Here is a 25,877-nt window from a genome sequence, read left to right on the forward strand (position 1 = left end):
GCCGTCGGCCCCGGCATGCGCCGCGGTCATGCCGGTGGCCGCGCCGGCACGCGCAGCCGCCATGCCGCCAGCGCGCCGTACAGCAGCGCCAGCAGCAGCAGGTTGAGCAGCTCGCCACCGACCTCGGGCACGCGCGCGCCCATCTGCTGGGTGCGCACGATGGCGTTGATGCCCGCGGTGGTCGGCAGCAGCGTGGCCAGCGCCACCAGTGCCGTTGGCGAGGCCAGCGCCGGCCATGAAAGATTGGACAGAAAGAACAGCGGGATCGAAACCCCGGTGACGTACTGGAAGGCGCGCTCGCGGGTGGCGAAGAAGCTGCCGACGAACAGGCCGAACGCCACCGACGCCAGAGCGAACAGCAGCACCGCCAGCAGCAGGCCCGGCACGTTGCCGCCACGCGGGTAGTCCTGCGCCCAGGCGTTGAAGCCGGCGTAGTACAGCAGCCCGGCAACCGCCACCAGGGTGAAGGCCGCGGCCATGCCCAGCAGCACCGGCGGCGCCACCTGCAGGCGCCGCCCCGACCGCGCGCGACGGGTGCCCAGCAGCACGCCGATGCCCAGCAGCAGGGTCTGGTGCACGATCAGCTCGGCCACGCCCGGCACCACGCTGCTGCCGTAGCCCTCGCGGGTGTTGTACAGCGGCCGCTGCACCAGTTCGAGCGGTGCCGCCAGCGGCGGCCCCATGAAGCCGGCCTGGCGCACCGCCTGGTCGCGGCCGAAGGCGCCGATGCCCTCGGCCAGGCCGCCCAGGATGGCGCTGGCGCGGCCCAGGTAGGCGCCATTGCCCAGCAACACCAGCTGGCCGCTGCCACCGCGCAGGATGTCGCGCTCCAGCCGCGCCGGGATCAGCACGATGCCGTCGACCTGCCCGGCTTCCAGCTGCGCGCGCGCCTGCGCCAGGTCCCGGGGCTGGGTCGCCACCCGCACCGCGCGCAGCGCGTCCACATGCCGCACCAGCGCGCGGCTGGTGGCGCTGCGGTCGGCGTCGACCACCGCCAGCGGCAGGTCGCTGGCGACCTGGTGGCGGTAGGCCGCCGGGTAGAAGAACGAGTACAGCAGCACCGCGCCGATCATCACCGTGCGCGCGGCCGAGTCGGCGAATACCGCGCGCAGGGTGGTGCGGAAGCTGGCGGCGACCTGGCTCATGCCGGCAGCGGCCGCGGCACGCCGCGCGCGGCGCGCACCAGCAGCAGCGACCCGGTGCCGCCGGCCACCCCCGCCATCAGCAGCAGCACGCCCAGCGGGCGCAGCGACACCGTCCACGCCGCACCCATGAACACCTGCTGCATCTGCACCTGCACATAGGCGGTGAGCGGCAGCAGCGCGTTCCACACGCGGGTGAACAGCGGCGCTTCGATCACCGGGAAGGTGGCGCCGGAGAACGCCAGCGCGGTGCCGATGCTCAGCCCCACCAGCGACAGCCCGGTGCACATGTCGCGGACAAGGGCGATGAACAACAGCGCGAAGCAGCAACAGGCCAGGTAGAACAGCGGCTGTGCCAGCAACAGCAGCCACAGGCTGCCGGCCACGCCATCGCCGCGCACGTATGCCACGTACAGCACGCCCAGCGCGCCATACAGCGAGAACAGCGCCACGTACGCCGCCAGCTTGCCGGCGATGGCGGCCCACGGCCGCCGCCCCAGCCAGGTGGCCAGCAGGCCGTCGCGGCGCTCGCGGCCGAAGGCGCCGCCGGCAGCCAGTGCCGCCAGCAGCGACAGCACCGCGGGGAAGATCAGCGGCAGCAGGAACAGTTCATAGCTGCGCGCCGGGTTGTACAGCACCGTGGCCTGCACCGTCACCGGCGCCGCGCGCAGGCGCGCCGGCCCGGCCTGCAGGCCGATCCGCTCCTTCAGCATGCGCGCGTTGTAGGCGCCCACCGCGTCGGCGATGTCGCGCGCGGCCGATTGCCCGGTGGCCATGTAGGTGGCGTTGTAGAACGCGTAGACCGGTGCTGCTTCGCCGCGCAGCGCGCGCCGGCTCATGTCGCGCGGCACCAGCACGATGGCGAACACCTCCAGTGCGCGCAGCTGCGCCTGCGCCTGCTGCAGCGATGCCGGCTGTCGCGCCAGCGCCACCCCGGGGCTGGCATCGATGGCGCGCGCCAAGGCGCGGCTGTCGGCGCTGCCGTCCAGGTCCACCAGCGCCACCGGCACCTGGCGCAGTACCGAGCCGGAGAACAGCGCCATCATCAGCGCCATCGCCAGCAACGGCATCAGCGTGACCAGCGCCAGTTCCCAGCGATCCCCGCGCCAATGGCGCAGCTCGCGCCGCAGCGAGGCGACGAACGCGGCCCCGGCGCCCGCCGTCAGCCCTGCGGCCATGCGAACAGCACGCTCATGCCCGGGCGGAACCCGTCGATCGGCTGCCGCGGACGCACCCGCACCTCGAAGCTGCGTACGTCGTAACCGGACGACTGCCGGGTGCTGCGCCAGGTGGCATAGTCGCCGGCCGGACTGATGAAATAGACCTCGAACGCGGCCTTGCGCCCGCCCAGCGCCGGGATCGTGCCGTGCAGCGTGGCGCCGGTCGCGAGCCCGTGCAGCTGGTCCTCGCGCAGGGTCAGCGCCACCCACATGTGGTCGATGTCGACCAGGGTGAACACCGGGTAGCCGGCCGGCACCAGTTCGCCGATGTCGGCCATGCGCTTGCTCACCTCGCCGGCCAGCGGCGCGTGGCCGCGGGTTTCCTGGCGCGCGGCGTCGACCTCGGCCCTGGCGCCCTCGGCCTGCCGTACCTGCGCCAGCGCGGCGGCCTTGTCCTGGCGCCGCGCGCCGGCGAGCGCCTGGTCGTACTGCGCCCGCGCCGCACGCGCCAGCTCCTCCGAACTGCGCGCCTGGGCCTGGGCTTCGTCGCGCTTCTGCCGGGTGACCACGCCCTCGTTGAACAGCGTGTCCAGCCGCTGGAAGGTGGCCGTGGCCAGCTCGGCGCCGGCCCTGGCACGCTTCCAGTTGGCCTCGGCGGCACGGATGTCCTCGCTGCGCGCGCCCTCCTCGGCCTTGTCCGCCATCGCCTGTGCGGCCGCGACCACCGCGGCGGCCTGGCGCTCCCTGGCCGCGACTTCGGGGCTGTCCAGCTCGAACAGCACCTGCCCGGCCGCGACCCGGTCGCCCTCGCGCGCGTGCAGCGCGTGCAGCCGCGCGGTGACCTTGGCCGCGACGTTGACGCTGTCGGCGTCGGCCATGCCCTGCACCTGGTCGGGCGGCGTGCGCAGGCCCAGCCACAGGCCCAGCGCCACCAACGCCAGCAACAGCACGCCAGCGATGGCAAAAACGCGGCGCTGCCGCGGTCCCGTGGCCTGTCCCGGTGTATCGCTCATTCCAGCACCTTGTCCGCCCGCCGGCGGTAGTCGTCGAACCCTTGCATCTGCCCGCTCACTTCCAGCAGCTGCGCCAGGGCCACGTCGAACTGGTAGGCCGCCTGCGCCCGTTCCACCCGCGCCGCACCCAGCCCCAGGCGCGCGTCGATCACGTCCAGCGAGGTCGCCTGCCCTTCGCGGAAGGACAGTTCCTGCAGGCGCAGGTTCTCCTCGGCCTGGGCGATGCTGCTGTCCAGCAGCCGGAACTGGGTGCGGGCGGTGTCCAGCGCGTTCCAGGCCTTGCCCACGCCCAGCCGCACCTGGTTCTCCGCCTCGCCCAGGCCGGCACGCGCCTGTTCCAGCTGCGCCCGCGCCGCGCTGACCTGCAGCGGCCGCGCCGTCGGCGACAGGAAGGTGTAGCGCAGGCCGATGCCGAACGCCCAGTCGGCGTCGGTGAGCAGCGCGTCGCGGCGGTGCAGGTCGTACTGCCCGAACAGGTAGACCTGCGGCTTGAGCCTGGCCTGCTGCACGCGCACGCCCTGCTCGGCCTGCAGGCCCAGCGCGCGCAGGCGTTCGATCTGCGGGTGGCGCTGCAGCGCGCTGCGCTCGAAGTCCTCGCGCGCGCCCAGCGGCGCATCGATCACGAACAGCGGCGAGGTGGTGCCGACGTTGCCGCCGCTGCGCAGCAGCGTGGCCAGCGCCTGCTGCAGGGTGGCCAGGTCGTTGAGCGCCTTCTGGTAATCGCGCTCGGCCTTGTCGCGGGCGACGCTGGCCTGCAGCCGCTGGGCACGGCTGGCGAAGCCTTCGCGCTCGAGCTTGAGGGCATCGTCCAGGTGCCGCTGCAGGCCATCGCGGACCTCGCCCCGCACCTGCGCCGCGCGCTCGGCCAGTTGCTGGCCGAAGTAGGCCTGCACCAGCTGCAGCGCCAGCGACTGCCGCTGCGCCTCGCGCTCGGCCTGCGCCTGGGCGGTGGCCGCCTGCGCCGCCTGCTGCGCCGCCGGGATCAGCCCGCCGCTGTACAGCGGCACGCTGGCGGTGACGATCGGGCGGGTGCGCCAGTCGCGCTCGGCGAAGCGCAGCGGCGATTCGATGCCGAACGCCTCGGCCACCGGCGCCAGCGAACCCAGCGGCAGTTCCAGGGATTTCTGGAACTGCATGCGGCGTATGTCGCCGGTGATTTCCGGCAGCCGCAGGTAGCGGGTCGCGTCCTGCAGGTCCTGCTTGCCGCGCACTCCCGCGTCGGCCGCGGCCAGCGCGTCGGAGACCTGCTCCAGGCGCTCGCGCGCCTGCTCGAAACTCAATGCCGGCGGGTCATCGACGCTGGCCGCGGCGGTGCCGGTGGCTGCCAGCAAAAGCCAGGCCGCGAACAACACCGCCCTTGCCCCGGTCGTAGACTGCGTGTGTACCACCGCGGATGCTCCTTTCCCCAGCCCCCGGCCAGCATAGCGCCGCCATCGTGAGGAAGAAGCATGCACACCGGCTCAGGCGGCCCGCGCCAGCGGCGCGCGTGGCGGCAGCCACGCCAGGCTGCGCCCGGCATGGTCGAGCAGGCGCAGGCCGCCATCGTGATCCTCGGCCAGGGCGGTGAGGCTTTCGACCCAGTCGCCGTCGTTGGCATACACCAGGCCATCGCGTTCGACCAGCGCGGCATGGTGGATGTGGCCGCAGACGATGCCGTCCAGGCCGCGACGGCGGGCGTCGTCCAACCCGGCCTGCACGAACCGCTGGATGTAGCGCTCGGCCGCGCCGCTGCGCCGCTTGAGGAACTCGGCCAGCGACCAGTAGCGCAGGCCGAGGCCGCGGCGCAGCGCGTTGAGCAGGCGGTTGCCGGTGAGGATGCGCTCGTACAGCCAGTCGCCCACCGCGTACTGGAGATCGGTGGCCAACCCGCGCCAGCGGTGCCGGGGTGTGGCGGCGGACGCAGCACCGGCGCCATCGTCCGCGTGGGCCGGCGCGGCGGGGCGCGCAGCACGCGTCGGCACCGGCCGATGCCAGCGCGTGACCGCATCGTAGTCGTCGCCATGCACCACCAGCAGGCGGCGGCCATCGGCGGTGACGTGGATGGCGCGCCGCCGCACCTGCATCGCCGGCAGCATCAGTCCGCAGGTACGACGCAGCGGGGCATCGTGGTTGCCGGGAATGTAGATGATCTCGGTACCGGCACGGCGCAATGCATGCAGCGCCTCGATCACCGCATTGTGCGCCGCGGTCCAGCTGGCGCGCCGCTGCGCCAGCCACCACAGGTCGACGATGTCGCCGACCAGGTACAGGCGCTCGCAGCGCAGCGTGGACAGGAAGCGCGCCAGTTCGGCGGCATGGCAATGGCGCGCGCCCAGGTGGGTGTCGGAGATGAACACCGCGCGCCGGCGCGGCAGCAGCGCCGCCGGCGCGCTCATGCCACGGCCCCGGCGTCGCGCAGGTAGCGCCTGCGCTTGTTCGGCCGGATCGCCTGCAGGTCCACTTCGATCAGGCCGTCGATGGAATCGCTGAAATCCGGGTCCACGCCGAACGCCAGGAAGCGCGCGCCGCCCGGCTCGCACAGGTCCGTGTACTGGCGGTAGAGGGTGGGCACGCTGGTGCCCAGCACGGCCAGGTTGGCCTTGAGCACCTCGAACGCGGCATCGGCATCCATGTCGCCGAAGCTCGGCGGCGCGGCGAAGTACTGGAACGGCCGGGTCGATTCGACCAGGCCGTGGCCGCCGCCGTAGTAGCGCTGGTAGTAGGCGACCAGTTGTTCGCGCGCCTCGCGCGGCAAGGCCGCGCTGATCGACACCGCACCGAACAGGTAGCGCACGCCCGGCTGGCAGCGCAGGTAGGCGCCGATGCCCTGCCACAGGTAGTCCAGGCTGCGGCTGCCCCAGTAGTCGGGCACGACGAAGCTGCGGCCCAGCTCCATGCCCTCGGCGATGCGGCTGATGGCATCGTCCGCGTAGCGGAACAGCGCCGCGGTGTAGAGCCCGGCCAATCCGCTGCGCGCCAGCGCCTGGGCGCCGCGCATGACGCGATAGGCGCCGGCGATGCGCTGCTGCGTCGCATCCCAGACCACGATGTGCTGGTACAGCAGGTCGAAGTCGTCCAGGTCGCGGCTGCGCCCGGTGCCCTCGCCGACCCGGCGGAAAGTCAGCTCGCGCAACCGGCCCAGTTCCAGCAGCAGGGGCGAGCCGGCGGCGCAGCGCGCCAGCCGGATCTGCTTGCCGTCGCCGGTCTGGCCAAGCAGTTCGGCGGCTTCGATGTCCGCTGCCACCCGCTCGGCGGCGATCGCCGCGGCCAGCGGTTCGGGCCCGTCGCCGGCGCCGTCCGCGTGCCCGTGGCCACCGCCAAGCGCATACAGTGCGTGCCGCACCGCCTGCAGCTGCAGCGCCGGGTCCAGCGCGGGATCCAGCTGCATGGGCTGCCCCACCCACAGGCGCAGCGGCCGCCCGCGGCGGGCGAACATCTCGCGCGCGAGCAACGCGGTGCCGGCCAGCTTGAACAGTGCCGAGGCCCCGTAGAACAGCGCCGAGTTGCGCGCCTGCACCCGCACCGGCAGCACCGGCGCCCGGGTGGCATTGGCGAAGCGCACGAAGCCGCGGTTCCAGCGGCCATCGCGGATGCCACGCAGCGACAGCCGCGACACTTCCCCGGCCGGGAACACGATCACGCACTGTTCGGCCGCCAGCGTCTGTTCCACCGCGCGCAGACTGTCGCGGCGGGCGCGGCCGCCCAGGATCCGCACCGGCAGCAGCAGCTCGCGCAGCGGCTCCAGCTCGGCCAGCAGGTCGTTGGCGATGATGCGCACGTCGCGCCGCACCTGGCCCACCGCGTCCAGCAACGCCAGCGCGTCGAGCGCGCCGGAGGGATGGTTGGCGACCACCAGCAGCCGCCCGCTGGCGGGGATCCGCGCCAGCGCGCCGGGGTCCAGCTGGTAGCGGCTGCCCAGGAAGTCCAGCGCGGCTTCGACGAAAGCGAAGCCGCGGCGCTCGCCGTTGTGGCGCAGGAACGCCTGCACCCGGTCCAGCCGCGACCAGCGCCCCACGCTGCGCAGCAGCGGCCGCGCCAGGTGCCCGCGCGGGCCATGGAACCACTCGGGATAGCGCTGCTGCAGGCGTTGCTCGATCTGGTGCATGGCGGTTGTCCGACGGCCCGGTTGGCCGGCAGCCTGCGCCCGCCACGCGGCAGCGCGGTTTCGGTTTTGCGGCAGTTCGGTGACGCCCGCCCGGGAGCGGCGGGGTGGGTGAACCGGTTTATTAACCGGATGGCAACAACCGGCCCTGCACTATTCCAGCCGTGCCCCGGCCGTGTATCATGCGCGGCTATCTTTTCATCCGCATACAGGGATACAAGCTCATGTCCAGCTATCTCTTCACCTCCGAGTCGGTCTCCGAAGGCCATCCGGACAAGATCGCCGACCAGATTTCCGATGCGGTGCTGGACGCGATCCTGACCCAGGACAAGCGCGCCCGCGTCGCCTGCGAAACCCTGGTCAAGACCGGTGCGGCGATCGTCGCCGGCGAGGTCACCACCTCGGCCTGGGTCGACATCGAAGAGCTGACCCGCAACGTCATCAACGCGATCGGCTACGACAACTCCAACGTCGGCTTCGACGGCCATACCTGCGCCATCATCAACATGCTGGGCAAGCAGTCGCCGGACATCGCCGCCGGCGTCGACGGCACCGACAGGAAGGCCAAGAAGCCGGAAGAACAGGGCGCGGGCGACCAGGGCCTGATGTTCGGTTATGCCTGCAACGAAGCCCCGGAATTCATGCCGGCGCCGATCTACTACTCGCACCGCCTGGTCGAGCAGCAGGCCAAGGTCCGCAAGAAGAAGAACTCGCCGCTGCCGTGGCTGCGCCCGGACGCCAAGAGCCAGGTCACCCTGCGCTACGGCCAGGATGGCAAGATCGAGGGCCTGGATGCGGTGGTGTTGTCGACCCAGCATGACCCGGGCGTGAAGCAGAAGGACCTGATCGAGGCCGTGCGCGAGCACATCCTCAAGCCGGTCCTGCCCAAGGCGTGGCTGGACGCGCTGCCGAAGAACAAGGTGCACATCAACCCGACCGGCATCTTCGTGATCGGCGGCCCGGTGGGCGACTGCGGCCTGACCGGCCGCAAGATCATCGTCGACACCTACGGCGGCATGGCCCGCCACGGTGGCGGCGCGTTCTCCGGCAAGGACCCGTCCAAGGTCGACCGCTCGGCCGCCTACGCCGCCCGCTACGTGGCCAAGAACGTGGTCGCCGCCGGCCTGGCCGACAAGTGCGAAGTGCAGGTCTCCTACGCCATCGGCGTGGCCGAGCCGACCTCGATCTCGGTCACCACCTTCGGCACCGGCAAGATCGCCGACGCGCAGATCGAGAAGCTGATCCGCGCGCACTTCGACCTGCGCCCGTACGGCATCATCAAGATGCTCGACCTGATCCACCCGATGTACCAGCAGACCGCCGCCTACGGCCACTTCGGCCGCAAGCCGAAGGAATTCTCGTACGTCGACGGCGACGGCAAGACCCAGAACGCCACCGCGTTCTCGTGGGAGAAGACCGACCGCGCCGAGGCGCTGCGCAAGGCCGCCAAGCTCAAGTAAGCCCGGCCCGGCAGGCACCGACCGGAAAGGCCGCCCGCACGGGCGGCCTTTCCATTTGCGGATGGACCAGCGGCGCGTGCATCCAGCCACCATGCCGGGTTAGCCTGCGGCTCCGCCCATCGCGTCGCCGCCCATGTCCGCACCCACGCCCCACCAGTTGTCGATGACCGTGCTGATGACCCCGGAGATGGCCAATTTCTCGGGCAAGGTGCACGGCGGCGCGGTGCTGCGCCTGCTCGACCAGGTCGCCTATGCCTGTGCCAGCCGCTATGCCGGCAACTACGTGGTCACCCTGTCGGTGGACCAGGTGATGTTCCGCCAGCCGATCGCAGTGGGCGAACTGGTCACCTTCCTGGCATCGGTGAACTACACCGGCACCTCGTCGATGGAGGTGGGCATCAAGGTGGTGGCCGAGGACATCCGCAAGGGCAGCGTGCGCCACGCCAACAGCTGCTTCTTCACCATGGTCGCGGTGGACGACGACGGCAGGCCCACGCCGGTGCCGCCGGTGCCGCCGCTGCAGCCGGCGACCGGCGACGAGACGCGTCGCTATGCCGCCGCGCAGATCCGCCGCCAGCTGCGGCAGGACATGGAGCAGCGCCACCGGGAGCTGCTCGGCAGCAGCCCCGCCCCCGCCACGCAGACGCGGTCCCCGTAGCGCCGCGCCGGCGCGCTGCCGGCCGCTGCAACCGGAACGGGGACGCGGGCGGGCACCGCAAGCGCGGCGCCGGTCAGCCCCATCATGGCCACCGCGCCTTCAGCGGCCGCCGGCCGCGGCGATCACGTCCCTTGCCTTGTCGCGGACCGAACGCATCCCGGCATCCAAGTGCGCGGGGTCCATCTTCACCACCGGGTCCAGGTAGCGGGTGCGCAGCACGCTGGCCTCGTCCGGGCGCTGCAGGCGCTGCAGCAACGCGTACAGGCGCGCGGCGCTTTCGATCGTGTTCGGCGCCTGGGCGCCCAGCTTCTGCGTACGCAGCTGCAAGGCCGTCGCATAGGCCGCACGCGCCGGTTCCAGCCGGCCCAGGGCGAGCAGGATGTCGCCGTTCAGGCTCCATGTTCCGGCGATGATCGGGTGGTCCGCCGCGAGCGTGCGCCGCTGGCCCTCGAGGCAGCGCTGCGCATGCGGCAACGCCTGCGCGTGGCGCCCCTGCCGGTGCAGCAGGCTCGCCAGGCTGCCCTGCGCCAGCAGGGTATTGGGATGATCCGGACCGCGGTGCTGCAGGTGCGAATCCAGCACGGCCTGCTGTACCCGCAGCGCCTGCGCCATGAACCCGGCACTGGCGGCCGGGTCGTCGGCCAGCGCGGCGCGCTTGCTCAGCACGCCGACCAGCCCGGTCATCGGCGACACGGCCTGGGCGCTGTCTTCGCCCTGCTGCTGGCGCCGGTACTCGACGACGCGCTCGATATCGGCCTGCACCTGGGCCAGCGCCGCATCGTCCCGGGCAAGCGCGAAGCCGTTGGTCGCCACCAGGTAGCGCGCCGACACGGTGTCCGGATGGCCTTCGCCGTAGCGCCGCGCCAGCACGTCGGCCACGCTGCGGGCCAGCACCTGCGACTGTTCGAACTGCTTCTGCTCGCGCAGCAGCTTGGCCTGGACCAGCGCCACGTACAGCGTGTCGCGATGCGTGGCCCCCAGGGCCCGCTGGTACAGCGACAACAACGCCTCGGCCTCCGGCCCGGCCTTCTCGCGACGGCCGGCCTGGATCAGCGCGTCGATGCGGTAACGGCGCAGGCGCAGCATGCGCTCGTCGCTTTCCGGCAGCGCGCCGCCGACACCCGTGCGGATCGCGTCGTAGGCGGCGATGGCGTCGTCGAAGCGGCCCTGGATGATCATCACGATGGCCCGCCCCAGTTCGGCCTCCAGCCGCTGCGGATCGCTCATCGGCCGTGCCGCGGTGGCGGCGTGCACCTGCATGTACAGGCGCTGCGCCTCGTCCGGGCGCCCGAGGGTGACCAGCACCCCCGCCAGCGCCAATTCCGTAGACAGCCGCTCCGGGCTGTCCGCTGCCAGCGCCTGCCGCTGCTCCAGCACCCGCCGCAACTGCGCCTCGGCGCCGACGTTGCTGCCGATCGCATGCAGCACGCCGGCCAGCGACTGCCTCAGCTCCGCCGCCAGCGCGGCGTCGTCGTCCACCTCGTTCCCGATCCGGTCCAGCGCATGCGCCACCACGTAGGTCTCCAGCGCATCGCGGGCGAGGTCGGTGGCACCGCGCGCGGCCGCGGCATCCACCAGCTGCAGCACCTGCGGCGAAGCCAGTTTCCGCCCGGATGCCGCATCGGCCTTGAGCAGCATGTCCTTCTGCGCTTCGGCCAGCGAGCGCCCCATTGCCTGGATGTCCACGCTTTCCAGCGTGCTCCGCTGGAAATCGACGATCCGCTGCAGCTCCTGGCCGCGGCGTTCGGCCAGCGCCTGCTGCGCCCGCGCCTCGCGCAGGGCCAACACCGAGGCCAGCAGGCCGCCCAGTACCGACAGCAGCACCAGCGTGGCGGCGGCCAGCGGCCAGGCATTGCGCCGCAGCAGCCGCCGCGCGCGATAACCGCGCTCGCCGGCGCGCGCGCTGACCGGGCGATGGGCCAGGTAACGGCGCAGGTCCTCGGCCAGTGCCGCGACCGAGGCGTAGCGACGCTCCGGCTCCTTGCGCAGCGTCTTGAGCACGATGGCATCGATGTCGGCCGGCACCGCGCGGGTGCGCGGCCGCGGCGTGCCGGTGTCGCGCAGCCGGCGACTGGGCGGCGGCACGTCGGTGTTGGCGATGGCGTTGTACAGGCCGGCCGGATTGTCGATCTCGGCGAACGGCAACTGCCCGCAGACCAGCTGGTACAGCACCGCGCCCAGCGAGTAGACGTCGGTGGCGGTGGTCAGCGGCTGGCAGGCGAGCTGCTCGGGGCTGGCATAGGCCAGGGTGAGCGCATGCTGGCCGGTACGGGTATCGCCGGCCGCCGCGCTGTCCTCGTCGATCAGGCGGGCGATGCCGAAATCCAGCAGCCGCGGCTGGCCGCGGGCGTCGACCAGGATGTTGGCCGGCTTGAGATCGCGATGGATCACCAGGCAGCGGTGCGCCTCGGCCACTGCTTCGCAGATCCTGACGAACAGCGCGATGCGCTCGTCCAGCGGCAGGTGCGCGGCGTGCACGTCCACGCGCACGCCTTCGACGTACTCCATGGCCAGGAACGGACGGCCGTCGGCGAGGATGCCGCCGTCGAGCAGGCGCGCGATGCCGGGGTGGTCCAGCCGTGCCAGCAGCTCGCGCTCGCGGGCGAAGCGTTCGCGCAGTTCCGGCGACGCCTCGGCCACCGGGTTGAGCAGCTTCAGCGCGACCTTCTGCACGAAGCCGCCGTGGCTGCGTTCGGCCAGGTACACCACGCCCATGCCGCCGGCGCCCAGGCGCTGCAGCAGGCGGTACTCGCGGCTGGCGTCGGCCGATGCCTCCTGGCCGCTGAGGTCCTGCCCCGGATCGGGCGGCGGCAGCCCGGGCGAGCGGCACGACACCACCAGCGTCTGGTCTGCCTCCATGCCGGCAAGCAGCGCCCGCACTTCATCGGCGATCGTCGCGTCGCCGCCCGCCTCGCGGACGATCAGTTCCTCGCGGGCGCTGCCCTGCAGGTCCAGCGCCTGCAGCACGATCTGCTTGACCCGGTGGTAACGCGCCGCGTCGCCAGCGTTCCCCTCCCCTTCGCGCATCGTCCCCATTCCCCGTTCCCCTCCCCGTGCGGCAGGCCGCCGTCAGCCGGTATTCTGCACGCCCTGCGACACCCCGTTCACGCAGGCCACCAGCGCGCGCAGCAGCGCCTCGTCCTCGCGGCCACTGTGCCGCCAGCGCTGCAGCAGGTCCACCTGCAGGGTGCTGATCGGGTCGATGTAGGGGTTGCGCAGGCGGATGGACAGCGCCAGCCGCGGATCGTGCGCGAGCAGTTCCTGCTGCCCGCTGAGCCGCTTGACCCAATGCCCGGTCAGCGCCAGCTCTTCGCGGATCACCGGGAAGAAGCGCGCGTGCAGCGGCCCGGCCAGGCGCGAGAACTGCTCGGCGATGTGGATGTCGCCCTTGCTCAGCACCATCGCCATGTCGTCCAGGAAGGTGGCGAAGAACGGCCAGTCGTGCGCCATCTCGCGCAGCCGCTCCTCGTGGCCCGCATCGGCGGCGGCCTGCAGGCCGCTGCCCACGCCGAACCAGCCGGGAATCACCGCGCGCGCCTGGCTCCAGGCGAACACCCACGGGATCGCGCGCAGGTTGGACAGGGCCGCGTCCTGGCCGAGCCGGCGCGAGGGCCGCGAGCCCAGGGTCATGCGCTCGATCACGTCGATCGGAGTGGCGTTGCGGAAGTAATCCATGAACTGCGCGTCGCCGACGAAGCCACGGTAGCGGCGCGCGCTCTCGGCCGCGACGATGTCCATCACCGGCGTCCACAGCCGCTCGCGCGGCTCGGCGGCGCGCGGGCGCAGGCTGGCCCGCAGCACCGCGCCGGCGGCCTGCTCCAGCGAGCGCAGCGCCAGCGCGCGGATGCCGTACTTGCGGTGGATCACCTCGCCCTGCTCGGTGACCCGCAGACGGCCGTCGATGCTGCCCGGCGGCGAGGCGTCGACCGCATGCGTGGTCTTGGTGCCGCCACGGCTGATCGAACCGCCGCGGCCGTGGAAGAAGGTCAGGCGCACGCCGTGGGCGGCGGCCACGGCCAGCAGTTCCACCTGCGCCTGCTGCAACCCCCAGCGCGAGGCGGCGATGCCACCGTCCTTGCCGCTGTCCGAGTAGCCGAGCATCACCATCTGCACATCGCCACGCGCGGCCAGGTGCGCGCGGTACACCGGGTCGTCCAGCAGATCGCCCAGGGTCGCGGTGCCGTGGTGCAGGTCGTCCACCGTCTCGAACAGCGGCGCGATGTCCAGCGGCACCGCGTTGCCGGCGTCGACCAGGCCGCCACGGCGCGCCAGCGCCAGCACCGCGAGCACGTCGCCGCGGTCGTGGGCCATCGAGATGATGTAGCTGCCCAGCGCGTCGGCACCGTGCCGGGCGCGCGCATCGGCCAGCGCCGCGAACACCTTGTCCAGCCGCTGCCCGGCTTCGTCGTCGCCCCGCGGCAAGGTCGTCTCGCCGGCGGCATAGGGCGCCAGCAGGCGGGCGCGCGCCGCGCCGTCCAGCGCCTCGAATGCCGCCTGCCCGCCCAGCACCTCGGCCAGCGCGCGCGCATGCACGCTCGATTCCTGGCGCACGTCCAGCCGCGCCAGGTGGAAGCCGAAGGTGCGCACGCGCCACAGCAGGCGCCGCACCGAGAACCAGCCGGCGTGGCGGCCGCGGTTCGCGTCCAGGCTGTCGAGGATCAGCTGGATGTCGTCGACCAGTTCATCCGGCGAGCGGTACGCGCCCCCGGCATCGTCGAGCGTGGCCTGCAGCCGCGCGCGCATGCGGTCGTTGAGCAGGCGGTAGGGCATGTCGGCGTGGCGCGGGCGCGACTGCACCTGCGGCAACAGCGCGCGATAGGCATCCACGCGCGCGCGCACCGCCTCGCTCACCCCGACCAGTTCGGTGGACTGGCTGAGCAGGCTGGCGAGCTTGAGCAGGTCCTTCTGGTACAGCTCCAGCACCGCGGCGCGCTGCGCGTTCAAGGTGGCGGCGATGGTGCCCGCATCGACATTGGGGTTGCCGTCCATGTCGCCGCCCACCCAGGTGCCGAAGCGCACCAGCCGCGGCAGCGGCAGGGTGCGGCCCCAGGTGTCGCGCAGCGCCTGCTCCAGCGATTCGTAGAACACCGGCATCACCCGGTACAGCACCCGGGTGAGGTAGAAGCCGACGTGCTCGCGCTCATCCTCCACGCCGGGCCGCACCGGCGATGAATCGGCGGTCTGCCACGACGCGGTGAGCGCCATGCGCAGGCGCGCGGTATCGGCGGCCTGCTCGCCCGGCGTGCGCTGGCCGTCGAGGTTGTCCACCAGGCTCGCCACCATCAGCTGCTCTTTTTCCAGCAGCGCGCGGCGCACCGCCTCGGTGGGATGGGCGGTGAACACCGGCTCGATGTCGATGCGCGGCAACCACTGCACCAGCTCTTCCAGGGTCACGCCCTGCGCCTTGAGCTGCTGCAGAGCATCCTGCAGGCCTTCGGGCTGCGGACGCTTGGTGCCGGCGCGCTGGTAGTCGCGGCGGCGGCGGATGCGGTGCACGCGCTCGGCGATGTTCACCACCTGGAAGTAGGTACTGAACGCGCGCACCAGCGCCTCGGCCTGGCGCGGCGTGCGCCCGGCCAGTTGCGCGCTGAGCGTGGCCAGCGGCGCCTGGCTCTCGCGGCGCGCGATCGCGGCGGTGCGCACCTCCTCCACTTCATCGAGGAACGCGGGCGAGACCTGTTCGGAAAGGAGATCGCCGACCATCGCGCCGAGGCGACGGACGTCGTCGCGCAGGGGCAGGTCGGGGGTGGCGAAGACGACGCTGCTGCGGTACTCGTTCATCCAGGAACCGGAACCTCGGAAGCGGGAACGTCCCCAAGCCTAACTGAAAAATTCCGCGTTTTTTGCAGTGCATCAACCGGAGAAATGGTTGCATCTGCATGTTGTCCGACGGCTGTCGTTGCGGACATCGGAATGGCGCCGCGGGCGCCTCGCCGTGGACAGTGGATGACCGGGGTGACGGCGGGATTCCTGCAGCAGCACTCGCTCCCGGCGAGAATGCTGGAGAGGGCGCCGCGAAGACACGGCGCCACCGCAGCCGGAAAAAAAAAAAGCCCCACGGCCTGCGACGCAGACCGTGGGGCGGGCGCGCGGAACGCCGGCATGCGCCGGCCCGCGGCGGGATTACCGCTTGCCGTCCTTCGCCGGTGCCGCCAGCCAGCGGTCCAGCCAGTCCTCGCTCTCGGCGAGCATGGTCATGATCGATTCGCGCGCGCGGTAGGCATGCGATTCGTTGGGCAGCATCACCAGCCGCGCGTTGCCGCCCAGGCCCTTGACCGCGGCGAACATGCGCTCGCTCTGCATCGGGAACGTGCCCGAATTGTTGTCGTCCACACCATGGATGAACAGGATCGCGTCCTTGATGTCGCCGGCGTAGTTGAACGGCGACATCTTCAGGTAGGTGTCCTGCACCTGCCAGTAATTGCGCTCCTCGGCCTGGAAGCCGAACGGGGTCAGCGTGCGGTTGTAGGCGCCGGAGCGGGCGATGCCGGCCTTGAACAGGCGCGTGTGCGCCAGCAGGTTGGCGGTCATGAACGCGCCATAGGAATGTCCGCCGACGGCGATGCGGCCGCGGTCGGCCACGCCACGGCGCACCACTTCGTCCACCGCCGCCTGCGCGCTGGCCACCAGCTGCTGCACGTAGGTGTCGTTGGGCTCGGCATCACCCTCGCCGACGATCGGCATGGTCGGGTTGTTGAGCACCACGTAGCCCTTGGCCAGGAACGCCTGCGGGCCCCAGTAGCTGATCGCATTGAAACGGTGCGGGGAGCCGCTGACCTGGCTGGCATCGCCGGCCGACTTGAACTCGGCCGGATAGGCCCACATCAGCAGCGGGCGCGGACCGTCCTTCTTCGGGTCGTAACCGGGCGGCAGCAGCAGGTCGGCGGTGAGTTCGACGCCGTCGTTGCGCGTGTAGCGGATCTGCTCCTTGCTCACGCCACGCAGCTGCGGCAGCGGGTGCGTATTGCGGGTCAGGGCGAACGGAGCCGTCGCATCGCCCAGCGCACGGGTGTACAGGTTGGACGGCTCGTCGTTGGACTCGCGGCTGTACAGCACGCGCGGCGTGGGGCCGTCGATCACCGCCACCGGCGTCTCGTAGTACGGCGCCTGCGAATGGAACAGGCGCTCGCTGCTGCCGCTGTCCAGGTCGATCCGGTCCAGGAACGGGCGGTCGCCTTGCGGCGAGGCACCGTCGCCGACGCGATAGAAGCTGCGCCCGTCGGCGCTGAACTGCAGGCGCGAACGGCCACCGTCGTCGGGCTGTAGCAACGGCGCGCCCGGATCGCCGTAGCGATCGTCGCCGGAACGTTCGGACACCAGCTGCGGCGCCTGCTCCGGATGGTCCGGGGCGATCTTCCACTCACGCACCTGGCGCGTCTTCCACCAGTACTCGTTGAGCAGGGCGACGTCGCCACGGCCCCAGCTGATGCCGGCATAGCGCGCGGCCAGGCGCGCCAGGGTCACCGGCGGCCGGTCGAACGGCGCGGCCTGGACCAGCACCGCGTCGCGGATCGCCGCCTCGCGCGCCGGATCGCCGCCATCCTGCGCTTCGGCCCAGACCAGGGTGGCCGGCGCGTCGGCGCGCCAGGAGATCGAACGCACTCCGGTCGGCACCGCGTCGTTGCCGGTGGGCAGGCCTTCGACCAGCGGCAGCCTGGCCACCGTGTGCGCGACCCGGCCCTGCGCGTCCAGCACCTCGATACGGCGCGGGAAGCTGCCGACCGGCACCGCATAGGAGAACGGCCGCTCCACGCGCTGGCTGAGCAGATAGTTGCCATCCGGCGAGGATGACAGCCCCAGGTACAGGCCCGGCATGCCCAGCGGACGGCTTTCGCCGTTGATCGCCACCCGCACCGGCTGCGCCTGCAGGTAATACTCGAACAGGCGCGCGTCATGGTCGTTCTTCAACAGGTCCTGGTAGGTGCGCACCGAGCGCACGCCCCGGCCCGCCTCGGTCTGCTGCACCGCCGGTCCAGTGGGGATGCCATCGCCCACCGGCGCGGCGCCCTGGCCGGCCGGGCGCTGCATCACCAGCAGCGCAGCGCCGCCCGGCAGCCATGCATAGCCGTTGCCGACCACCGAGTTCAGCCGCTCGGCCACCCGCCGCGCGCTGCCGGCGGCCACGTCCACCAGCCACAGCTCGTTGCTGCCGCTGGCCGGGTCCACCTGGTTGAACGCCAGGTACTTCTGGTCCGGCGACCAGGCCAGCGAGGCCACCGACAGCGGCTGCGGCAGGCCGCTGATCTGGCGCTCGGCGCCATCGGCGGTGGAGATCAGCCACAGTCTGCTGCCGAACGAGAAACGGCTGTCGGAAAAGGTCCTGGGGTTGATCCGCAGGCCGGCCAGCTTCAGCTCCGGCTGCGCCACCTGGGCGATCGACGGCAGCGGCGGGGTCTGCAGCATCGCCGCCAGGTCGCGGCGCGGCGACAGCCGCAGGGTCGGCGCGCGCGGGGCGTCGACCACCGCCTGCAGCGCCGCCGACGGCAGGCGGTAGCCCTGGGCATCGCTGGCGGCGGCGTTGGCGGCCGGGGCGGCCGCCAGCAACGGCGGCACGGCCAGCAGCAGGCCGGCGCACAGCACCAGCGCCGCGGACGCGCGGCGGGGGCGGCGGGAAGCGAACATCGTCATGGCAATCCTCATCTGGGCGGTTTCAACCGCACACGTTAACAATCCCCGGCTGGCGGCTCCCCTGCCTTTGGTTGGGCAGGGCCGGCGCGCGATATAATCGGCGCCCCCGTCCGAGGGGCGCTGCGACCGCCGTGTGGAGTCCCCCGCAAGGGCCGGACCGGCACGGCGGCCAGGCTCGGACGGCACCGCATGCAACAACGGCGCCCGGCGAACGCGAGCCCTGCTCGCACCACACCGGAGCTTCACATGAACGCTGTTGCAAAGACCTTCTCCCAGGAAGGCGACTACAAGGTCGCCGACATCTCGCTGGCCGACTGGGGCCGCAAGGAAATCGACATCGCCGAGCACGAGATGCCCGGGCTGATGGCGATCCGCCGCAAGCACGCCGCCACGCAGCCGCTCAAGGGCGTGCGCGTGACCGGCTCGCTGCACATGACCATCCAGACCGCGGTGCTGATCGAAACGCTCAAGGACATCGGCGGCGACGTGCGCTGGGCCTCGTGCAACATCTTCTCCACCCAGGACCAGGCGGCCGCCGCCATCGCCGCCACCGGCACGCCGGTGTTCGCGTGGAAGGGCGAGACCCTGGAGGAGTACTGGGACTGCACCCTGGAGGCGCTGACCTTCAAGGCCGCCGACGGCACCCTGCTGGGGCCGGAACTGGTGGTCGACGACGGTGGCGACGTCACCCTGCTGATCCACAAGGGCTACGAGCTGGAGAACGGCAGCGACTGGGTGAACACCCCGTCCGGCTCGCATGAGGAACAGGTCATCAAGAACCTGCTCAAGCGCGTGCACGCCGAGCGCCCGGGCTACTGGACCCGCGTGGTCAAGGACTGGAAGGGCGTCTCCGAGGAGACCACCACCGGCGTGCACCGCCTGTACCAACTGGCCGAAGCCGGCACCCTGCTGGTCCCGGCGATCAACGTCAACGACTCGGTCACCAAGAGCAAGTTCGACAACCTGTACGGCTGCCGCGAATCGCTGGCCGACGGGCTCAAGCGCGCGATGGACGTGATGCTGGCCGGCAAGGTCGCCGTGGTCTGCGGCTACGGCGACGTCGGCAAGGGCTCGGCGCACTCGCTGCGCGCCTACGGCGCGCGCGTGATCGTCACCGAGATCGACCCGATCTGCGCCCTGCAGGCGGCGATGGAGGGCTTCGAGGTCAACACCATCGAGTCCACCCTGGGCCGCGCCGACATCTACGTCACCACCACCGGCAACAAGGACATCATCCGCATCGAGCACCTGAGCGCGATGAAGGACCAGGCCATCGTCTGCAACATCGGCCATTTCGACAACGAGATCCAGGTCCGATGCGCTGAACGGCTACGGCCGGCGTGAAGAAGATCCAACATCAAGCCGCAGGTGGACAAGTACGTGTTCCCGAACGGCAACGCGATCTTCCTGCTGGCCGAGGGCCGCCTGGTGAACCTGGGCTGCGCCACCGGCCACCCGAGCTTCGTGATGTCCAACAGCTTCGCCAACCAGACCCTGGCGGCAGATCGACCTGTGGGCCAACAAGGACAGCTACACGGCCGACGTCTACCGCCCTGCCGAAGAAGCTGGACGAGGAAAGTGGCTCGCCTGCACCTGGAAAAAATCGGCGTCAAGCTGACCACCCTGACCCAGGAACAGGCCGACTACCTCGGCGTGCCGGTCGACGGCCCGTTCAAGCCGGAGCACTACCGCTACTGACCGGCGCGCCGGTCATCGCGTGAAACACCACGACGGGCGCCGCAGGGCGCCCGTCATGCTTTTCGCCGGGACGCCCACGACCGCGGCACGTGTTCTCCCGCCGGCCACGCGCGCTTGGCTACCCTGCGCGGACCCTGCCCCGACGCCGTCCACCGACATGACGATGAAATCGATGCTTCCCGCCATCGCGGCCCTGCTGATGGCAGCCCTGCCAGGCATCGCCCAGCGCGCAACCGGCGCTGCCGGCACACGACAGCTTCGTCATCCAGTCGCAGCGCCTGCAGGAGGCGCGCACCATCAACGTCTACCTGCCGCCCGCCGACGCGGGCGGTGGGCGCATCCGGTGCTGTACATGGCCCGATGGCGGCACCGCCGAGGACTTCCCGCACGTGGCCGCCACCGGTCGATGCCGGGCATCCGCGCCGGCCGGATCGCGCCGCTGCTGGTGGTCGGCATCGGAGAATACCCAGCGCCGCCGCGACATGACCCGGCCCGACCCGGGTGGACAGCGACCGCCGCATCGCGCCGGTGGTCGGCGGCTCGGCCGCGTTTCCGCGCGTTCATCGCCGAGGAGCTGGTGCCCGAGATCGAACGCCGTTACCGCACCACGGGCTCGCGCGGCATCATCGGCGAGTCGCTGGCCGGGCTGTTCATCGTCGAAACCCTGTTCGAGCAGCCGACCCTGTTCGATACCTGGATCGCCTTCAGCCCCAGCCTGTGGTGGAACGACGCGGCGCTCACCCGCAGCGCCGGCGTGCGGCTGCAGGGCATGCCCGGCCTGGAGGGCCGGATGCTGGCTGGCCTGGGGCGACCGAGGACACCATCGGCCCGCACGCGCAGGCGCTGTCGGACACGGTGAAGCGTGCCGGCCCTGCCCACCTGCAATGGGCAGGCACTGCCCGCGCCCGGACCTGCGCCACGACACCATCTACACCGCGCATCGAGGCGATGGCGATCGGAGCGGCATGTATCCAGCCACCCCCGGCAGCGGGCGACGGCGGGCGCTGACCCTTCGCGGGAGGCGACCAGGCGCATGGCCGCAAGCCGGCGCGGGATTCGGCTTCCGGTGGAGAATCCGACGCCCGATCCCCGGTTTGCCCTGACCCCGGTTCAAAACATGTCGCTTTCGATCCACGAAGTACCGCCGACCGACGCGCCGCTGGCGCTGCTCCTGCTGGCCGATCCTTCCGAGTCCAAGGTACGCGCCTACCTGCCGGGGCGCACGCTGTTTCGCCGCGCGGCGTGGACGGCGCCATCGCCGGCATCTGCGCGGTGGTGACGCACGCGCCGGGCCGCCACGAGCTGATCAACATCGCGGTCCGATCCGGCCTGGCAGCAGCGCGGGCATCGGTTCGCGGCTGCTGGTGCACGTGATCGACACCTGCCGGCGGGAGGGTGCGCTACGGTTTGGAAGTCGGCACCCGGTGCCTTCGGCTACCCGCTCGCGTTTCTACCAGCGGCATGGCTTCCGCGTGTTCCAGGTGGACCGCGACTTCTTCCTGCGCAACTACGACGAAGCGATCGTCGAGGACGGCATCCAGCATCGCGACATGCTGCGCCTGGCGCTCGACTACCGCCCGGCGCACTGAGCGCGGCTCAGCGCCAGTTCGCGTTCGCTTCCCCAGAATTCCACCGCGCGCCGGTAGGCATCGCGGTCGATGGGCACGCCCGAGCCGCCCTCCTCCACGCCGAGCGCATTGCGCATCATGGTGATCGGCGCCATCGGGATTTCCGCCGGCTCGGCGGTGTACAGGGCAGCCGACCACGCCCCAGTCGGCCTCGATGGGCGCGCCCTCCTTGGCCAGCTGTTTCGCGGCTGTAGAGGATGACGACCAGGTAATCGGCCACCGGCGGCTCCACGCCTTCGAACCAGCGCACCAGTACCGGCAGTTCCTCGCGCGTGCGCGGCCTCGTAGGCCGAGCGCAGCAGGTGGCGGTTGCCATCGGTGACCGGCACCGTCAGGCAGCGGGTGGAGGTCCAGTTGCGGGTGCACGTGCAGCTTGCAGAACGGCGCATAGCCATCGAGCACGCGCAGCGGCGCATGTGCGTTGAGGTGCCGCTCGAACTGTTCGGGGCGTGCAGTCGCGGATCGTGTTCGGGCGCGGCGTGCGGGGGAACAGGCGGGGTACGGGCGAAGGGGGTGAGGAAGATCGACATGGCCGGGACGTTCGGAAAACCCGGCCATTGTCGGCCATCGCCACCTGCCCGCGCACGCCGCGGCCGGGTCCGCGCCGGCAGTGGATGCGCGCTGCGCCCGGCATGCGCTGCGCATGCCCGCCCCGTCACCGGTCCACCGTCTGCAGCGTGAACCGCTGGCGCCACGCGCGGGATTCCGACACGGCTCCGACCCCCGCCCGCGCACCGTGGGCGTTGTCGCTCACGCACCGGACCGCCGTCATGCATACCCGCCCCCTGCCGGGCGCCAGCAAGGTTCCCGAAGTCACCCTCGCTTTCTGGATCACCAAGATCCCTCGCCACCACCCTGGGCGAGGTCGGTGGCGACGCGGTCACGATGTCGATGGGGCCTGGGCTTACCTGGCCGGCACCGCGCTGTTCGCCGTGGTGTTCGCCGCCGCCGTGGCCGGCGCAGATCCGCGCCAGCGGCTTCCGGCCCTGGCCTGTACTGGGCGGCGATCATCGCCAGCACCACCGTGGGGGACCACCCTGGCAGACTACCTGGACCGCTCGCTCCGGCATCGGCTACAGCGGCGGCAGCAGCGTGCTGCTGGCCATTGCTGCTGGGGCACCCTGTTCTGCTGGCAGCGGCAGTACCGGCAGCGTTTTCGGTGGTGGACACATCAACTCGCGGCGCAGCGAGCTGTTCTACTGGCTGACCATCACCTTCTCGCAGACCCTGGGTACCGCGCTGGGCGACTGGGCGGCCGATACCCAGGGGCTGGGCTATGCCGGCGGCATGGTCCTGTTCGGTGGCCTGCTGGCGCTGGTCGCGGCACTGCACCTGACGACCCGCCTGTCCAGGACCCTGCTGTTCTGGGCCGCCTTCATCCTCACCCGGCCACTGGGCGCGGTGGTCGGCGACTTCCTCGACAAGCCGCTCGATCACGGGGGGCTGGCGCTGAGCCGTTACGCCGCCTCGCTGGTGCTGCTGATCGCGATCGTGGCCTGCATCGCGCTGTTTGCCGCAGCGCGCCCGCGCGGCGGGCCCACTGAACCCACGCACGGGCGCCCGGTGACAACGGAAACAATTGCACATCCATCTTGATGGAGAGATATAATCCCGGCCAGGCCCACTCACCGCCCCGCCATGACCGCGCTCAGCTTCGAGTTCTACCCGCCCAAGACCGATGACCAGCGCGCGCAGCTGGACCGCACCGCGAGCAAGCTCAAGGTGCATGCCCCCGAGTACGTGTCCTGTACCTTCGGCGCCGGTGGCTCGACCCTGAGCTACACCTCCGAGACGGTGCGCCACCTCAACCAGCACCATGGCCTGCAGGCCGCGCCGCACCTGTCCTGCGTGGGCGGTACCCGCGAGGAGATCCGCGAGCTGCTCAAGCTGTACCGCGCCATCGGCGTGCGCCGCATCGTCGCCCTGCGCGGCGACCTGCCTTCGGGCATGGGCTTCCCCGGCGACCTGCGCTACGCCTCGGAGCTGATCGCCTTCATCCGCGCCGAGCACGGCGACGCGTTCCGCATCGAGGTCGGCGCGTATCCGGAAACGCACCCGCAGGCCAGCGACGCGCTGGCCGACCTGCGCCATTTCAAGGCCAAGATCGACGCCGGCGCCGACGCCGCCATCACCCAGTACTTCTACAACGCCGACGCCTACTTCCAGTTCGTCGATGCCGCCGGCAAGCTGGGCGTGGACGTGCCGATCGTCCCCGGGGTGATGCCGATCTCCAACTTCAGCCAGCTGCGGCGCTTCTCCGAGCAGTGCGGCGCGGAGATCCCGCGCTGGATCGCCAAGCGCATGCAGGCCTATGGCGATGATGTCGACTCGGTGCGCGCATTCGGTGCCGACGTGGTGGCGGCGTTGTGCGAGCGGCTGATCGCCGGCGGCGCGCCGTCGCTGCACTTCTACACGCTCAACCTGGCCAGGCCGACCAGCGCGGTGCTGCAGCGGCTCGGCCACGGCTGATCCCCCGCCGGCGCGGGTACACATCCCGTCACGCGGCCGCGGGTTAGGCTTGGCCCATGCGATCGCTGCCGCTCCTGCTGCTCCCTGCCCCCTGTGGGCGGGTGCCGCGCATGCGCAGCACGTCAACCGCTGCACCGACCCGCAGGGGCGGACGGTATACGGCGACAAGCCCTGCGAGGCGATGGGCGCGCGCGCGCGCCTGCTGCCCGAGGCGCGTCCCGCCGGCGCCAGCGGCCTGTACCGCGACAGCTGCGCGCGCCCGGCTCAGCGAGGTGGTGGCGCAGATCCGCGCGGCGGTGGAGGCGCGCGACCCCCCAACCACCTGTCCGGCATCTATGCCTGGAGCGGGCTGTCCAGCACCGAAGCCACGCGGGTCATGGACCGCCTGGACGCCATCGTGCAGCGTCCGCTGGTCGACATCGCGCCGGTGTTCCCGCGTGACCCGGAGCTGCTGCCTGAAGGCGAAGGCGAGCATGCCGGCGGCGACGCTGCGGCCATGTCCACCGAGATGCCGGCGCGGCGCCCGCGCCCGGTCGCGCTGCGCCTGGAACAGACCCTCGGGCAGGGCGCCACGCCGTCGCGCACGCTGTTGAAACTGCGCCGGCAGTACAACTGCTTCTGGATCAGCCTGTAGCCGGCCGCGGCCACAACGCGCGGATCGCGGCCACGCCCTGCGCACCGTGCCGGCGCGGTGCCGATATCCGCCGCGGCCAATCCGCCGATGGCGTAGATCGGCAGCGACACCTGCTCGCGCAGCTGCTCGAACGCGGCCCATCCCAGCGGCGTCGCCCCGGGATGGCTGGCGGTGGCCTGCACCGGGCCGAGCACGGCGAAGTCGCAGCCCAGGCGCTGCGCGGCCTGCAACTGCGCCAGGTCGTGGCAGGAGGCGCCGACCAGGACGCTTTCCGGCAGCGGTCGCTGCTGCAGCTGCTGCAGCTGCTCGCTGCCCAGGTGCACGCCCACCCCCAGCTCCCTGGCCAGCGCGATGTCGCGGTTGAGCAACAGCTCGGCCTGGCGGCCGAGGCGGTCCACCGCGTCACGCGCCAACGCCGCGCGGTCGCCGGCCTGCGGCGTGCGCAGCTGCACCCGGCGGATGCCGGCGTCCACCGCGGCCTGCACGCCCTCCAGCCACGCTTCGCCGCCGGCCGCGGGCTCGGGCGTGACCAGGTAACGATCGGCCCTGGCGCAGCGCGGCCACCACCGGCAGGTCCGCCGGCGGCATCGAATACCGGCCCAGCCTGTCCGGCGCCACCCAGGTGATGGCCTGCCCTTCGCGCCCGCGCGCGCTCCCCTTCCAGCGCTGCACCAGGCGCACTTCCAGGCGCAGGCGCTTGTCCGGATAGAGCTGCGGCACTTCCATCAGCCAGTCGCCGACCTCGGCCTCGATGCCAAGCTCTTCGTGCAGCTCGCGCGCCAGCGCCTGCTCGGAGGTCTCGCCCGGCTCGCGCTTGCCGCCGGGGAATTCCCACAGCCCGGCCATGTCGCTGGTGCCATTGCGGCGGTTGAGCAGGATGCGGCCACGCGCGTCGGTGATGACGGCGGCCACGACGTGGATCGAGCGCAACGGAGGAGTCATGCGCCCGAGCATGCCGAAAACCCGGGGGACGGCGCAATCGCCTGCATGCGCGCAGTTTTCGGCTTGGGCGCCCGTCGGGAAGGCCCGGTGTGGGGCGAGCCCCGCACCGGCGTTCCAGAGGTGCACGGCCGTGTCGATTGACTGCCGGCACCCATCGGGATCGCGCCTGCAGGCGGCTCCCTGGGTCGGCGACGCTATCGCGCGAAGCGCGACCGGCGACGCCGGCCCGAAGAGCGGGCCGCATGCCGGGGCCGGCCGGGGCGCGGGGGTGAGGGTGGCCTGCCTGTGCTGCAGCGCACGGCAGGCCAGGCGGACGCCCCGGTGCGCTGCACCGGCCCGGGGAAGCAGAAAAGAGCGGGGGGCA

Annotated in this window: 17 protein-coding genes, 3 pseudogenes and 1 riboswitch; of the genes and pseudogenes, 9 read left to right on the plus strand and 11 right to left on the minus strand. The window is 71.6% G+C overall.

Annotated elements, in window-relative coordinates:
* Positions 1-26: 26 nt before the first annotated feature.
* The 6 genes from F0P95_RS17250 to olsF form a co-directional block, all read right to left on the minus strand.
* Positions 27-1,145, minus strand: coding sequence for an ABC transporter permease (locus F0P95_RS17250; protein ID WP_182335252.1), 1,119 nt, complete (start codon positions 1,143-1,145; stop codon positions 27-29).
* The gene (locus F0P95_RS17255; protein WP_182335253.1) at positions 1,142-2,320 is read right to left on the minus strand and encodes an ABC transporter permease; all 1,179 of its coding nucleotides are present in this window, start codon (positions 2,318-2,320) and stop codon (positions 1,142-1,144) included. Before F0P95_RS17255 ends, F0P95_RS17250 begins: the two co-directional genes overlap by 4 nt.
* Positions 2,305-3,315: an HlyD family secretion protein gene (locus F0P95_RS17260; protein ID WP_182335254.1), complete on the minus strand. Its 1,011-nt coding sequence runs from the start codon at positions 3,313-3,315 to the stop codon at positions 2,305-2,307. The genes F0P95_RS17255 and F0P95_RS17260 overlap by 16 nt, the downstream gene beginning before the upstream one ends.
* A complete protein-coding gene (locus F0P95_RS17265; protein WP_232528711.1) occupies positions 3,312-4,667 on the minus strand; it encodes a TolC family protein in 1,356 nt (451 codons plus the stop codon). The genes F0P95_RS17260 and F0P95_RS17265 overlap by 4 nt, the downstream gene beginning before the upstream one ends.
* Before the next feature lie 108 nt (positions 4,668-4,775).
* Positions 4,776-5,690: a UDP-2,3-diacylglucosamine diphosphatase gene (locus F0P95_RS17590; protein ID WP_232528712.1), complete on the minus strand. Its 915-nt coding sequence runs from the start codon at positions 5,688-5,690 to the stop codon at positions 4,776-4,778.
* Positions 5,687-7,399: a bifunctional ornithine lipid synthase OlsF gene (olsF, locus tag F0P95_RS17280; protein ID WP_182335256.1), complete on the minus strand. Its 1,713-nt coding sequence runs from the start codon at positions 7,397-7,399 to the stop codon at positions 5,687-5,689. Before olsF ends, F0P95_RS17590 begins: the two co-directional genes overlap by 4 nt.
* A gap of 221 nt (positions 7,400-7,620) precedes the next feature.
* Between olsF and metK the strand changes: the two genes are divergently transcribed.
* The gene (metK, locus tag F0P95_RS17285) at positions 7,621-8,856 is read left to right on the plus strand and encodes a methionine adenosyltransferase (RefSeq protein ID WP_182335257.1); all 1,236 of its coding nucleotides are present in this window, start codon (positions 7,621-7,623) and stop codon (positions 8,854-8,856) included.
* Positions 8,857-8,989: 133 nt separating this feature from the next.
* Positions 8,990-9,514: an acyl-CoA thioesterase gene (locus F0P95_RS17290; RefSeq protein ID WP_182335258.1), complete on the plus strand. Its 525-nt coding sequence runs from the start codon at positions 8,990-8,992 to the stop codon at positions 9,512-9,514.
* Between the two features lie 99 nt (positions 9,515-9,613).
* Here the strand turns inward: F0P95_RS17290 and F0P95_RS17295 are convergent, their stop codons facing one another.
* From F0P95_RS17295 to F0P95_RS17305, 3 genes are all read right to left on the minus strand, one after another.
* Positions 9,614-12,541, minus strand: coding sequence for a serine/threonine-protein kinase (locus tag F0P95_RS17295; RefSeq protein ID WP_182335259.1), 2,928 nt, complete (start codon positions 12,539-12,541; stop codon positions 9,614-9,616).
* A 42-nt stretch (positions 12,542-12,583) separates the two neighbouring features.
* A complete protein-coding gene (gene ppc / locus F0P95_RS17300; RefSeq protein ID WP_182335260.1) occupies positions 12,584-15,295 on the minus strand; it encodes a phosphoenolpyruvate carboxylase in 2,712 nt (903 codons plus the stop codon).
* Between the two features lie 342 nt (positions 15,296-15,637).
* On the minus strand, positions 15,638-18,142 hold the full coding sequence (locus F0P95_RS17305; RefSeq protein WP_182335261.1) for an alpha/beta hydrolase family protein: 2,505 nt from the start codon (positions 18,140-18,142) through the stop codon (positions 15,638-15,640).
* Positions 18,143-18,248: 106 nt separating this feature from the next.
* Positions 18,249-18,355: riboswitch (S-adenosyl-L-homocysteine riboswitch) on the plus strand.
* A 33-nt stretch (positions 18,356-18,388) separates the two neighbouring features.
* On the opposite strand from F0P95_RS17305, the pseudogene ahcY reads away from it, so the two are divergent.
* The 4 genes and pseudogenes from ahcY to F0P95_RS17400 form a co-directional block, all read left to right on the plus strand.
* A pseudogene (gene ahcY, locus F0P95_RS17310) lies at positions 18,389-19,822 on the plus strand (adenosylhomocysteinase); the annotation flags it as partial.
* A 595-nt stretch (positions 19,823-20,417) separates the two neighbouring features.
* The gene (locus F0P95_RS17390) at positions 20,418-20,699 is read left to right on the plus strand and encodes an alpha/beta hydrolase-fold protein (protein ID WP_198422011.1); all 282 of its coding nucleotides are present in this window, start codon (positions 20,418-20,420) and stop codon (positions 20,697-20,699) included.
* A gap of 258 nt (positions 20,700-20,957) precedes the next feature.
* Positions 20,958-21,119, plus strand: coding sequence for a hypothetical protein (locus tag F0P95_RS17395; RefSeq protein ID WP_198422012.1), 162 nt, complete (start codon positions 20,958-20,960; stop codon positions 21,117-21,119).
* A gap of 145 nt (positions 21,120-21,264) precedes the next feature.
* Positions 21,265-21,429: a hypothetical protein gene (locus tag F0P95_RS17400; protein ID WP_198422013.1), complete on the plus strand. Its 165-nt coding sequence runs from the start codon at positions 21,265-21,267 to the stop codon at positions 21,427-21,429.
* 7 nt (positions 21,430-21,436) lie between these two features.
* Here F0P95_RS17400 and F0P95_RS17705 read toward each other — a convergent pair.
* Positions 21,437-21,998, minus strand: a pseudogene (locus tag F0P95_RS17705) (DUF3228 family protein).
* 361 nt (positions 21,999-22,359) lie between these two features.
* On the opposite strand from F0P95_RS17705, the gene F0P95_RS17330 reads away from it, so the two are divergent.
* From F0P95_RS17330 to F0P95_RS17340, 3 genes are read left to right on the plus strand one after another with little or no spacing between them, the layout of a single operon-like run.
* Positions 22,360-23,064: a COG4705 family protein gene (locus F0P95_RS17330; protein ID WP_232528714.1), complete on the plus strand. Its 705-nt coding sequence runs from the start codon at positions 22,360-22,362 to the stop codon at positions 23,062-23,064.
* 42 nt (positions 23,065-23,106) lie between these two features.
* Positions 23,107-23,937, plus strand: coding sequence for a methylenetetrahydrofolate reductase [NAD(P)H] (metF, locus tag F0P95_RS17335; protein ID WP_182335262.1), 831 nt, complete (start codon positions 23,107-23,109; stop codon positions 23,935-23,937).
* A gap of 49 nt (positions 23,938-23,986) precedes the next feature.
* On the plus strand, positions 23,987-24,571 hold the full coding sequence (locus F0P95_RS17340) for a DUF4124 domain-containing protein (RefSeq protein ID WP_182335263.1): 585 nt from the start codon (positions 23,987-23,989) through the stop codon (positions 24,569-24,571).
* Here the strand turns inward: F0P95_RS17340 and F0P95_RS17345 are convergent.
* A pseudogene (locus F0P95_RS17345) lies at positions 24,561-25,513 on the minus strand (Nudix family hydrolase). The gene F0P95_RS17340 and the pseudogene F0P95_RS17345 sit on opposite strands and share 11 nt — an antisense overlap.
* Positions 25,514-25,877 lie beyond the last annotated feature (364 nt).

Origin of the sequence: Stenotrophomonas acidaminiphila, from assembly GCF_014109845.1 — a bacterium.
Taxonomy (GTDB): domain Bacteria; phylum Pseudomonadota; class Gammaproteobacteria; order Xanthomonadales; family Xanthomonadaceae; genus Stenotrophomonas; species Stenotrophomonas acidaminiphila.

Coding starts and splice junctions, on each gene's coding strand:
- F0P95_RS17250 (WP_182335252.1), bottom strand. CDS start 1,145: ATGAGCCAGGTCGCCGCCAGCTTCCGCACCACCCTGCGCGCGGTATTC.
- F0P95_RS17255 (WP_182335253.1), bottom strand. CDS start 2,320: ATGGCCGCAGGGCTGACGGCGGGCGCCGGGGCCGCGTTCGTCGCCTCG.
- F0P95_RS17260 (WP_182335254.1), bottom strand. CDS start 3,315: ATGAGCGATACACCGGGACAGGCCACGGGACCGCGGCAGCGCCGCGTT.
- F0P95_RS17590 (WP_232528712.1), bottom strand. CDS start 5,690: ATGAGCGCGCCGGCGGCGCTGCTGCCGCGCCGGCGCGCGGTGTTCATC.
- olsF (WP_182335256.1), bottom strand. CDS start 7,399: ATGCACCAGATCGAGCAACGCCTGCAGCAGCGCTATCCCGAGTGGTTC.
- metK (WP_182335257.1), top strand. CDS start 7,621: ATGTCCAGCTATCTCTTCACCTCCGAGTCGGTCTCCGAAGGCCATCCG.
- F0P95_RS17290 (WP_182335258.1), top strand. CDS start 8,990: ATGTCCGCACCCACGCCCCACCAGTTGTCGATGACCGTGCTGATGACC.
- F0P95_RS17295 (WP_182335259.1), bottom strand. CDS start 12,541: ATGCGCGAAGGGGAGGGGAACGCTGGCGACGCGGCGCGTTACCACCGG.
- ppc (WP_182335260.1), bottom strand. CDS start 15,295: ATGAACGAGTACCGCAGCAGCGTCGTCTTCGCCACCCCCGACCTGCCC.
- F0P95_RS17305 (WP_182335261.1), bottom strand. CDS start 18,142: ATGACGATGTTCGCTTCCCGCCGCCCCCGCCGCGCGTCCGCGGCGCTG.
- F0P95_RS17395 (WP_198422012.1), top strand. CDS start 20,958: ATGTCGCTTTCGATCCACGAAGTACCGCCGACCGACGCGCCGCTGGCG.
- F0P95_RS17330 (WP_232528714.1), top strand. CDS start 22,360: ATGGGGCCTGGGCTTACCTGGCCGGCACCGCGCTGTTCGCCGTGGTGT.
- metF (WP_182335262.1), top strand. CDS start 23,107: ATGACCGCGCTCAGCTTCGAGTTCTACCCGCCCAAGACCGATGACCAG.